We start from the raw sequence: 9,357 nt of genomic DNA on the forward strand, positions 1-9,357 counted from the left end.
AAAAAAGAAACGTGGAACCTTACCCAGCAGATGCGATTGCTCAAATCCAATCCAGCATTAGCCGCCGAACTCAAGGCCGCTGCCATGGGGAAATAACCATGGACGTTCAATATAAAACCGTAACCATAAGTTTCGATGAAACCAAAGTCGAACCCGTCCCTATCACCTACGAAGGCACAGATGACGCAGTGGCCATCGTCCTAAACGAACTTGAAAATCACAGTGGCTACCACGGCAATATGTTCAACCCTGAATTTTGCTTTCCTGTCGATATCGCCTATGCCTTGTTGATGTTGGGGGTTGACATTAATCTTGATGACATGACCCGTCCCACCATTCCCGAAAAATGTCTTTGGTAAGTAGGCCGCCATTGCCGAAAAACTGAAATGCCAAAAATCACTAAATCGTCGCTGGATAAAGACATGAAAAAGATTGCTCGAAGGGTAGTAGGGCGATTACCGAGCGAGGTCTTTGCAGCCTGCTCCCATTATGAGGTGGCCCGCATGGAATATGGGCTGTTGAGCCGGGCGATTGCCTTTGCTTGCGGAGATGGGGGCGAGAATCCCCTGTCTTTTTATGGGGATGATGCTGAATTTTATTTTGATAGATATGCCTGGGTGATTGTTTCGCAGTGGCACCTTCTTCGCTATAGCTGGGGGGAGATTCGGAAGTTCTGCAGCCGCCAGGACATCGAACTGCCTTTTTCTAAGCCTGTCGAGATGATGGCCGCAATTCTTGTCCGCGACAGCGAACTCTTAATGCAAGGAGACGCAAGGAAGAGGAATGCCCAGTATGAACGAGCGACGACCACGATGCGGGCTTTTAACTCAGGTAAATTAAAGCGGATTGTTCACCTGGGGAGGCAAGGACAGCGGAATGAATGGGCGGATTTGCTTTATTGCGTTGCGGGGTGGTCAAGCAAGCCTACCGTGAAAGACAGATTGGCAGACCATTTGCGCTATGAGGCTCTTTTTATGGAGCTGCTGCAGGGGGTTTTGGCAAAGAATAATAAGAAAAAACGGGTTGTATTGAGCGAAAAAATAAATTCCAGTAAACGGCTGAAAGGGTTGCTGTATAAGGATTGATGTTCGCTATTTTTCGGAAACCATAGACACCATTCTTAGGCTTAATTAGGGTGAGAAAAAGGACAAAAAAATACCGAGCGCCGTTGCCCGGTGTCCGCATTGTTTCTTATCTCAATTTTAGCCTATGCAGATTTACTCAAGCGGAATTCTCCGCGACCAAGTCGGTCGATTAACTCACTGGCAGACAGGCCGTTTTCTTTTGCAATTTCATCAAGTCCACTACGACCGGACGGCGTTAAGCGCACTGACCAGCGCACTGACTTGCTTTCGTCGGCGAAAATTTTCCGATGCTTATGCCCATCGAGATTTGCAAGCTGGGCCTCGCTTGAATTGTAAAGCCGTCTTCTTGTTTTCTCTGCCATGCACCGACTCCCTTTTCCTTATCTCATTATGTCGGACAATTAAAAGTTTTGACAACTCATACACAGCTTTCTCTTTTTGTCATACAATCAGAGATACTATTTTAAATAATTGCTCCCAGAGGTTTGAAGGTGAAGTGTTAAACCCGCTGGGAGACTCATTTCACGGTGTCCGTGGGGTGACTTATGTCAATGGAGATGACTTACGTCAGGTGACTATATGTTAAATCAACGATGTCGAGTTGAAAATACGCAAGCCGCAACAATAAGCCTTTTAACCAGATATCTCGAAAAATTCCGTAATCTTTTCCTGAAATTTCTCCCTAATTGTGTCACAGAAAAATGGCTGAGAATCAGGCTGTATAAGGCTTGTAAGGAATTTCACCTTACGGATTGTCTCGAAACTTTGAATTGCTTAGGCCACAACGATGATGAAGCGATTGCCATCCTTGGGGCATTGACGAGGGGGCGGCATGAGTAAATTTCATCCCACGAAACGGAACAACCCATGCCCGGTCTGTGGCGATGTTAAAGGGAAGTGCAGAACCACCGACACTGACTTAGTCCTCTGTATGGGCCTACCCGATGGGGACGTACCAGGGTGGCATTATTCCGGGCGGGATAAATCCCAAGGTCTCTGGGGTCTATACTCCCCCCACCATGGCTCAGAATTTGACCAAGACAAGCACCGGGCGGAACTCGCTAAACTGCGGGCGGAAAATGAGGCCAAGCGACGGTCACAGCTCCCTACCATTAGCGACCGTCATCAAGAGATTTTAGGTTTTAAGGCGAAACTCACCGAAGCCCAGAATGCTGACCTCCTCCGCCGGGGTTTAACCCAGCAGGAAATTGATTTTGCGCTGGGTCGCCATTGGTTGTTCGCCTGTAAGGGTGGTTATGGCATCACAGCAGTGGATGCTGTCACCGGGATGTTTTGCGGGGCACAGCGGGCTAAAGATGACCGCGACCCTAAATATGATTGGAGCATCTTCCCTGGGCAAAACAAGGTCAAGGAAACGGGTGAAAATCCTATAGCAGTCTGGATTCACCCCGGTTTGGATTTATCCAAGCCCTACCGGGTGTTGACCCTTGAGGGATTCTTAAAACCGCTGGTTCGGGCCTTTGTGGAGTGGCGAAAGGATACCCAGGTCGTTGTCATTGGTGCCCCTGGTGCAAACTTTGGGGATGAGTCCCTTAAACGGTTTTTAGGAGTCTATGGCGAGGCGCAAAGCTTTACCCACTTTCCTGATGCTGACAGTCAAAACCTAGGGAAGAAAAATCTCTATGCGGGTTATGGCAAGTTGGTTAAGGCCATCTCCTCAATTAAGTTTGCAGATTGGGGTCAGTGGCGCGATAAATCCAAAAAGGACGGGGATGAATATTTTGGTCGATATAAGCGGCGGAACCCTTGGGACTGGCTTAAGCCTTTTGCCTTCGAGAAGACCCGCCGCAAAGCAAAGCAGAGATTAGCCAGCAGTGATAAACTCACCCCTGATAAAACCATCACCTTGGCTGAATTTAGGGCGTTAGATGCTGAGGGACTAGAACGTCTCACCAATGGGGCACAGGATGTTTTCATTGCCGCCCCCACTGCTGCCGGGAAAACCAAGTTAGCGGCAATGGTGGCCCGACTGTGGCGACGGGTAATCGCTCCGTTCCCCCGAATCTCCCTAGCCCGAAACGCAGCGACTCGGATGGGCTTGGAATATCGCACGGTCTGCGACCGCTTAGGAGGTGAACTGGTTCGATTTAACAGCAACTCCTATGACGTTGTTTCCAAGATTGCCTACTGCAATGAAGGGGTTTTAGGGTTAATCCGTCCCATCAAGAATCTGCTTAAGAATGGGGCCTTCGCTTTTGGGGATGAGTTCGATCAGCAAATCGAAAATCTCACCCTTAGTTCTACCCACGGGAAAACGGGGCAACGGCGAAAGCATACCGATATGTTCTGGCAGGTGTTCCGAGAATCCCAAAAAGCCTTAGGTGTCTCTGCTGACTTCACCGACTACGAAGTTAATCTTTACCATCGCACCACAGGCCGCAAGCCCTTCGTTCTAAAGGTGGTCACGGAGAAGAAACCCCAGACAGCCACGGTCTATGAAAACCAGACCCAATTCTGGAAACAATTCAAAGAACTTCGGGAAGCAAAACAACGGATTCTCGTCCTCTGTACCCGTAAGAGTGACGCTGAATTTTTGGCCCATAGCTTTGGGGCCACGGCCATTACCGCTGACAACGCTAAGGAATACGAAGGGTTTTTGACTAATCCCGATGCTTGGTTAAGCCAGCACAAACCGCAAATTCTGGCAGTTACTCCCATCTTGGGAACCGGGTTCAACATCGAAGGCAATCATTTCGATGCAGTGATGCTCATGGCCCATGCTGACAATATTCCAGCTAAAGGGTTAATGCAGTTTTTGGCGCGGTATCGTCCCAACGCACCCAGGTTTATCTGGTGCGCTGAATCAAATCATCGGTTTGAGGAAGTCACCCCGAAAAAACTATTCAAGCGGCGGTTAACGAAGGCACAGTGCAACGATGTGATTGTCGATGAGCAGAGTTACCTTGACCCCGATGACCCCTACTTCCATTACAAAGCCCAGGTCAATTGGTCTCTTGCGTATCTGCGCGCGGATTTACTCGCACGGTTAGAACGGGATATCGAGACCGTCACCTATGAGCTTTGCTATCTCCCAGAGGATGAAATCGAGGCCATTGAGGGAGCAGTCGCAGAACTCAGGGCAGAATATGCCGATGTCTGGTTCCAGCGCCGCTACGGGGCCAAAAACCTCACGGAGGATGAATACAAAGCTTTTAAGGAGTCCGAGGATAAGCTCGATGAATTAGACCGCTGGGCTTGTGAAAAATATGAGGTTGCAGCATGGGCCGGGAAAACCCCTGAACAACTTGACCTCGATTACATCCGCCGGGATAGAAAAGGCAAAAAGCGACGGGCCTTAGAAAAATTAGAGATGCAGGCTATCCCCGATTTGGCAATTGCCCTCGACAAATATTCCTTGGAAAAGCAGACCAAACATGGGGCGGTATGCCAACAGGATATTACGCACCACCACTTAAGGGTACGGGCCTTGGATGACTGGGGCATCGGTGAATTTTTAGACCATGCCATATCGGGCCAGGAATGGCACGGTGAACATCTCATCGTTCTTAAACTGGCGGAAAACTGGCGGATGCACCGGGATGAACTGGCTAAGTTTGGGGTGCGGTTGTCTTGTGGCAAAAATGCCCCACCAGCGGCAATCGCTGGGGCCTTACTTCGTTTCTTTGGTTTGCGGTCAGAAAGAAGACAGCGGCGGGTCAATGGAGCGGTGGTGGGTTTTTATCGTCTCGATGAGGATGACTGGAATATTTCTAGGGCCGATTTAGCCGCTAGATTGCCCCTGAATATTGAGAGATTTGGGGAACTGTCCATAAACCCTGAAAACCAATGGGTACAAGGTATCTATGGGTGTCACACACCCCTGTATTCTCTATATATTCAAGGGGTGTGTGACAGGGCTGAAAACATTACCCAGCTTGAGATTGGGGAAATTAAACCGGAACCAGAGCCGCCGCCATCACCACCACTAATGGAAGCGGGGCTGATTGGGCAAGTTCAAAGGGCAATCCTCTCCCTCACCCAAGGGTCACGGGCCGCAATCCAAGCCTTAATTTTTGCCCATGACTTCCAAAAAATTAGAGAAACGGCATTGTGGCTTGACAGTAACGGCGGGTCGGGGTGGGCCAATGCCTTAAATCTTTGGTTCCGTCCGGGATGGGGCGTTTAAGGCGATGGAAAAATTTCAATTGCGCCCCCTTTTAAATTCACCGATTTATAAGAAACGACCCTCCTTTATAAATTTCTCTCTCAGGCGTGAATCGGATTCGCAAAAAAAGCTTGTAGTTGACCATAGGCGACCGCGGGCAATTGAGACTGTAATTTTTGCCAGTGGCTAGGGCTTAGGGTGCTTACCCCTAAAAATTCCACTGCGATTACATTGTCATTTTCGTCATAGTCGAGAATCACACCGTCGCTGATTTCTTCGGACTCGATATAGTGCCCATCCTGAACCTTGAGATAGGCTGCATCCGTTTCGGGGTCATACTTAATGGTGTTCATCCCTTAAAGCTCCTATCGAAAAAGACTGTGACGATTACAGGGGGCTGCTTATCTGGATTGTAAACCACCCTCAAAGCGCGGTCGCCATATTCCGGTATTCGTTTCCAGACCCTAACAGCATTGGTTCGGTCATCCCAGTCACTATAGTCCGGGTTGTCTAATGCTCTCTGAATCCATTCTGGCTCGATTGTTTGGCGCTCGCTTCTCTGTAAAACTTCCTGGGCATGAATCGACAAAACATATCCATTAAGGGGATTGGCCATTGGGGAGATTCCTCGTAACCTTCTGTTTTTATCATTCCTAGGGATACAGAAGCGAAAGAATAACACAGCCTCTAACTTTGTCATCAAGCCCTTGGCAGTAGGCAATCGCCGCCGGGACATCATCGATAATTTCCTCTAAATCCTGCATGACTTTTATGACCTTGGTCAGATTGTTCACTGATGCCTTTTCCCATTGACTCAAAAGGAAATGACGGGATAGAGCATGATTCACTGCATCCCGTCCGAACAAACTGTTTAATTCCGCTCTATCTCTGTTCATACTGTCTGTAACCTCTATTGGAAGCAGTACTTCCAATAGAGCGATAATCGCAAGCACTATAAAAAACATGACCCAATTAGACTTTTTTATTTCTTTGATTGCTCATGTGATTATCAAAAAAACTAATTAGAGGTATTACTAGAAGGACTTGCGTCTTCTGTTGAATTTATATTCAAGCTCTGAGATTCTTGGTTATCTTCGTCTATGGGTGGGTTTACTATATCTTCAGGTTTATTTTCTTGCTCCAAGTCAGAATCGTGGACACTTTGACTCTGGGCATAAACAGTTTTCCATGCTCTAACTGTACCTACTCCTATATCGTTGAAGATACCAGTCCCAGAATCTTCTAGCCTGATTTTCATTCTTGTCTCTTCTTCGGGTGCATCTCTTAAAGCTACTGCGAGCTCTTCTGTGACCAGGAAGTTGCCATTTTCTCCATTTAGAGTGAAAACATCTTCACCAATTTTGATGCTGAAATTTTCTGCCTCCTTGGTTGTCCATTGCTCGCCCGAAAAGAAAGTATTTTTTCTCTCGAACTGAATAATACGAATTATTCTTTCTCCCCAGATGCTAATAATGCCTGCTTCTTTCCCAAACCAGAACATACTGCCAGACATATTTCTGTCGTAGACTGCTAACTGGTCTCCATCAAATTCATCCTTAATGATTACCGGAGTAGACCAAGGGAGTCCATCAGCTTTAGCACTCCGCCAGTCTCCCTGATTGAACACAGGAAAATCCTGAGGGTTGAGGTCTTCGCTTTCCTCGTTGCTATAAGCTCCAGGTGCTGTAATGCCTGTAAACAGAAATAAAACAAGAATTGCTTGAATATAAGCTTTGGAATACATTTTTGGTTTTTCTTACAATAAGCCACATCCATTTTAGTGATTTAGCCTAGTCTGTTCAAAGGCAAAATAAGACACCCTTTCAGGTCATTCTGCAACCGCTCTTCTCTCTTGATGATGTTGCTCACTGTCATTGGATACCACCGCCCGCCCCGTTGGGTTCTGATGCCCTCAGAGTTGAGATGATTGGCGATTGCCTGTAAGGTTTTGCCTTCACCCCGTAACCGCTGGATTGCCTCAACGGTTTTATGTTCCTTGGCTTTGGTGAGTTTTTTGCCCGTGACTTTATAGCCAAAACCAACGCCCCCAATATGTTCACCTTGGGACTTCTTATGTTGTAGGGCGGCGGATGTTCTTTCCCCAATAGTCTCTCTCTCCCATTGGGCCACACTCATCAGAACATTTAAAACCAAGCGGCCCGAAGCGGTGCGGGTGTCCACTTGTTCGGATACAGACATGAGGGAAAATTTATCAGCGAAATAGTTTTCCAGAAGCCAGTCAAGGTCTTTAACGGAACGGGTGAGGCGGTCTAGCTTCACAATCACCATGGCTTCGACTTCTCCGTTATCCAGCATCCCTAATGCTTTTTGCAGTCCGGGCCGCTCTAAGCTTTTCGCACTTTGGCCCGCGTCAATGATGATGTCTACCAGTTCAATGTCATAGAGGCCCGCGTATGCCTCTAGCTTTGCTTTCTGAGCATCTAGGCTTACCCCTTGGGTGGCTTGCTCTTCAGTTGAGACCCTGATGTATCCGATGGCTTTCATGGTGGTTTTTCCTTTGGTGGTAATGGGTGGGGCGTGATGGCCCCATGATGATGGTTAGGCGAGGGCGGCGATTAATTCATGTTTTCTCATGTTGCTGTAACCTTTAATTCCGGCTTGTGAGGCGGCTTTCTTGAGTTGACGAATATTCATGGTCTCGATTGGGTTCTGTAGGGTGGTGGGCTGTGCTTTCTCCTTAGCGACAGTGACAGGTGCGGGCTTGGGAACGGGGGGAGTAACGTGGCGGCGGGCTTGGATGCAGTCGTGAATGAAGCAAACCAGGGAAGCGATGAAATAAACGGCGGCGGCGGTAACTGTGGCGGTGATGATGAGGGTCATGGTGCGGTTCCTGTAAATGTGTAGCGGTGGGCGGAAATGTGGAGTCATCGCCCCTTGATGTCCTTAGTATAACAAAGTGTATAACACAATGTCAAACATATTGTTAGACAAATGTTAAACAGGCTTGTCTAACTTGTTATGCAATCTGTTAAACAAAGTTATACAATGAAGTATAACAACGTATTCAGGGATGTATAACCAGTGGCTGAAACAAAGCTAACCGCATTCCGATGCCCTGCTGACTTATTGACCGCAATTGAGTCAGAGATGGCGGAAACCAATGACGGGAAAACAGACGTGCTGGTGAGGCGACTCCGGGCCGCTTATGGATTGAGCGAGGACACCCCACCTCCATCTGTGGTGAGCGAAATGCAATCGGCGATTGCAGACCTCCGGGAGGAAGTTGAAGCCATAAAAAAGCCATTGGCCGTGGTGCGGTAGAGGCTACCACCAAGGTCACTGAACCCCGGCCCGCAAGGAAAGCAAAACCCAAGTCCACGGACAAAGGCTCAACAAACATTCAAGCTGCAGCAGCTAAGTTTAGCGAAGTAGACATTAACAAGGGTCTGAATGGGAAGCAGTTTGCAGTCCACTTGGGCATCAAAGACGGCACCCTACGGAGTCGGAAATCCCAAGGGACATTAACCGAAGATTACATTCGCAGCAAAGACCCTGACGGCAAGACCTGGCGGTTCAACCCCGATGCCCATTGGCCGGACAACCTTAAAGATTCCAGGGACGGTCTCTGGTTTAGGGAGGAATAGTAAAAATGATGAACAGGACAAGGACCAATAAGAGCCATCTCTCCCTTGAGATAAGGGACTTTATGGGGTGCTACGGCTTAAGCCTATGGCAGATGGCGAGGGTGTTGCAGGTGCGGGCGCGGGTGCTGACAACGGTGATTTTGGGGGAGTCAGATTTAAACGATGATGACTTATTGAGGTTCAAAAAATTACAGGGCCGCGCATTGTCACGCCGTAATCATTAGTGAATATTAACCAACATCAACCAACATTTAGAAGACATTTACCGATGGAAAATCTTGAACTTGCTAAACTACGGGCGGAAAATCGACTACTTCAGAAAAAACTTGAATTGGCAGGGGCGATTGCCGGAAAAGCGAAAAATGTTGGCCATGTTTTGGCCCTGGTAAACGCCGATGCTGTTCGGGATGATGGATTTTATTACAAGGGAGAAAGCGCCCTCACTGCGGCTGAGTATGCCCAACGCCTTCAGGATGATTCAGGCTATGCCCATCTGTTCGGGGCCAGCAATGGGGGCACTAAGGCAACGGATAATCCCTGG

14 protein-coding genes are annotated in these 9,357 nt (G+C 48.1%); 7 read left to right on the forward strand and 7 right to left on the reverse strand.

Going from position 1 to position 9,357, the window contains the following annotated elements:
• The first annotated feature begins 98 nt into the window (after positions 1 to 98).
• Together AACR41_RS00345 and AACR41_RS00350 are read left to right on the forward strand one after the other, a co-directional pair.
• Positions 99 to 359, forward strand: a complete 261-nt coding sequence (locus AACR41_RS00345; RefSeq protein WP_030008296.1) for a hypothetical protein — start codon at positions 99 to 101, stop codon at positions 357 to 359.
• Between the two features lie 27 nt (positions 360 to 386).
• Positions 387 to 1,085, forward strand: a complete 699-nt coding sequence (locus tag AACR41_RS00350) for a hypothetical protein (RefSeq protein ID WP_030008297.1) — start codon at positions 387 to 389, stop codon at positions 1,083 to 1,085.
• A gap of 122 nt (positions 1,086 to 1,207) precedes the next feature.
• Here the strand turns inward: AACR41_RS00350 and AACR41_RS00355 are convergent, their stop codons facing one another.
• Complete coding sequence (locus AACR41_RS00355) at positions 1,208 to 1,447, reverse strand: hypothetical protein (protein ID WP_030008298.1); 240 nt, start codon at positions 1,445 to 1,447, stop codon at positions 1,208 to 1,210.
• Positions 1,448 to 1,917: 470 nt separating this feature from the next.
• Between AACR41_RS00355 and AACR41_RS00360 the strand changes: the two genes are divergently transcribed.
• Positions 1,918 to 5,232, forward strand: a complete 3,315-nt coding sequence (locus AACR41_RS00360; RefSeq protein WP_152551045.1) for a DEAD/DEAH box helicase family protein — start codon at positions 1,918 to 1,920, stop codon at positions 5,230 to 5,232.
• 80 nt (positions 5,233 to 5,312) lie between these two features.
• Here AACR41_RS00360 and AACR41_RS00365 read toward each other — a convergent pair whose 3' ends face one another.
• From AACR41_RS00365 to AACR41_RS00390, 6 genes are all read right to left on the reverse strand, one after another.
• A complete protein-coding gene (locus AACR41_RS00365) occupies positions 5,313 to 5,564 on the reverse strand; it encodes a DUF2283 domain-containing protein (RefSeq protein WP_030008301.1) in 252 nt (83 codons plus the stop codon).
• Complete coding sequence (locus AACR41_RS00370) at positions 5,561 to 5,950, reverse strand: DUF4258 domain-containing protein (RefSeq protein ID WP_315862049.1); 390 nt, start codon at positions 5,948 to 5,950, stop codon at positions 5,561 to 5,563. Before AACR41_RS00370 ends, AACR41_RS00365 begins: the two co-directional genes overlap by 4 nt.
• Positions 5,865 to 6,107 (reverse strand): hypothetical protein, encoded by a 243-nt coding sequence (locus AACR41_RS00375; RefSeq protein ID WP_084150047.1) that lies wholly within the window; start codon positions 6,105 to 6,107, stop codon positions 5,865 to 5,867. The genes AACR41_RS00370 and AACR41_RS00375 overlap by 86 nt, the downstream gene beginning before the upstream one ends.
• Before the next feature lie 122 nt (positions 6,108 to 6,229).
• A complete protein-coding gene (locus AACR41_RS00380) occupies positions 6,230 to 6,955 on the reverse strand; it encodes a hypothetical protein (RefSeq protein WP_030008304.1) in 726 nt (241 codons plus the stop codon).
• A 41-nt stretch (positions 6,956 to 6,996) separates the two neighbouring features.
• Positions 6,997 to 7,716 carry a recombinase family protein gene (locus AACR41_RS00385; protein ID WP_045442685.1) on the reverse strand — a complete coding sequence of 240 codons (720 nt, stop codon included), beginning with the start codon at positions 7,714 to 7,716 and terminating at the stop codon, positions 6,997 to 6,999.
• Between the two features lie 54 nt (positions 7,717 to 7,770).
• A complete protein-coding gene (locus tag AACR41_RS00390) occupies positions 7,771 to 8,052 on the reverse strand; it encodes a Rho termination factor N-terminal domain-containing protein (protein ID WP_030008306.1) in 282 nt (93 codons plus the stop codon).
• A 246-nt stretch (positions 8,053 to 8,298) separates the two neighbouring features.
• Between AACR41_RS00390 and AACR41_RS00395 the strand changes: the two genes are divergently transcribed.
• From AACR41_RS00395 to AACR41_RS00410, 4 genes are all read left to right on the forward strand, one after another.
• On the forward strand, positions 8,299 to 8,493 hold the full coding sequence (locus tag AACR41_RS00395; protein ID WP_152551046.1) for a hypothetical protein: 195 nt from the start codon (positions 8,299 to 8,301) through the stop codon (positions 8,491 to 8,493).
• Between the two features lie 152 nt (positions 8,494 to 8,645).
• Positions 8,646 to 8,816 carry a hypothetical protein gene (locus tag AACR41_RS00400; protein WP_161768758.1) on the forward strand — a complete coding sequence of 57 codons (171 nt, stop codon included), beginning with the start codon at positions 8,646 to 8,648 and terminating at the stop codon, positions 8,814 to 8,816.
• Between the two features lie 62 nt (positions 8,817 to 8,878).
• On the forward strand, positions 8,879 to 9,040 hold the full coding sequence (locus tag AACR41_RS00405) for a hypothetical protein (RefSeq protein WP_161768759.1): 162 nt from the start codon (positions 8,879 to 8,881) through the stop codon (positions 9,038 to 9,040).
• Positions 9,040 to 9,357, forward strand: a 318-nt coding sequence (locus tag AACR41_RS00410) for a hypothetical protein (protein ID WP_152551047.1), incomplete at its 3' end; no start/stop codon positions are given. The genes AACR41_RS00405 and AACR41_RS00410, both read left to right, overlap by 1 nt.

It is taken from the genome of Picosynechococcus sp. NKBG042902 (assembly GCF_963864045.1).
Classification (GTDB): Bacteria; Cyanobacteriota; Cyanobacteriia; order Cyanobacteriales; family MRBY01; genus MRBY01.

Coding starts and splice junctions, on each gene's coding strand:
- AACR41_RS00385 (WP_045442685.1), bottom strand. CDS start 7,716: ATGAAAGCCATCGGATACATCAGGGTCTCAACTGAAGAGCAAGCCACC.
- AACR41_RS00360 (WP_152551045.1), top strand. CDS start 1,918: ATGAGTAAATTTCATCCCACGAAACGGAACAACCCATGCCCGGTCTGT.
- AACR41_RS00370 (WP_315862049.1), bottom strand. CDS start 5,950: ATGATGTCCCGGCGGCGATTGCCTACTGCCAAGGGCTTGATGACAAAG.
- AACR41_RS00405 (WP_161768759.1), top strand. CDS start 8,879: ATGGGGTGCTACGGCTTAAGCCTATGGCAGATGGCGAGGGTGTTGCAG.
- AACR41_RS00375 (WP_084150047.1), bottom strand. CDS start 6,107: ATGAACAGAGATAGAGCGGAATTAAACAGTTTGTTCGGACGGGATGCA.
- AACR41_RS00350 (WP_030008297.1), top strand. CDS start 387: ATGCCAAAAATCACTAAATCGTCGCTGGATAAAGACATGAAAAAGATT.
- AACR41_RS00345 (WP_030008296.1), top strand. CDS start 99: ATGGACGTTCAATATAAAACCGTAACCATAAGTTTCGATGAAACCAAA.
- AACR41_RS00365 (WP_030008301.1), bottom strand. CDS start 5,564: ATGAACACCATTAAGTATGACCCCGAAACGGATGCAGCCTATCTCAAG.
- AACR41_RS00380 (WP_030008304.1), bottom strand. CDS start 6,955: ATGTATTCCAAAGCTTATATTCAAGCAATTCTTGTTTTATTTCTGTTT.
- AACR41_RS00355 (WP_030008298.1), bottom strand. CDS start 1,447: ATGGCAGAGAAAACAAGAAGACGGCTTTACAATTCAAGCGAGGCCCAG.
- AACR41_RS00390 (WP_030008306.1), bottom strand. CDS start 8,052: ATGACCCTCATCATCACCGCCACAGTTACCGCCGCCGCCGTTTATTTC.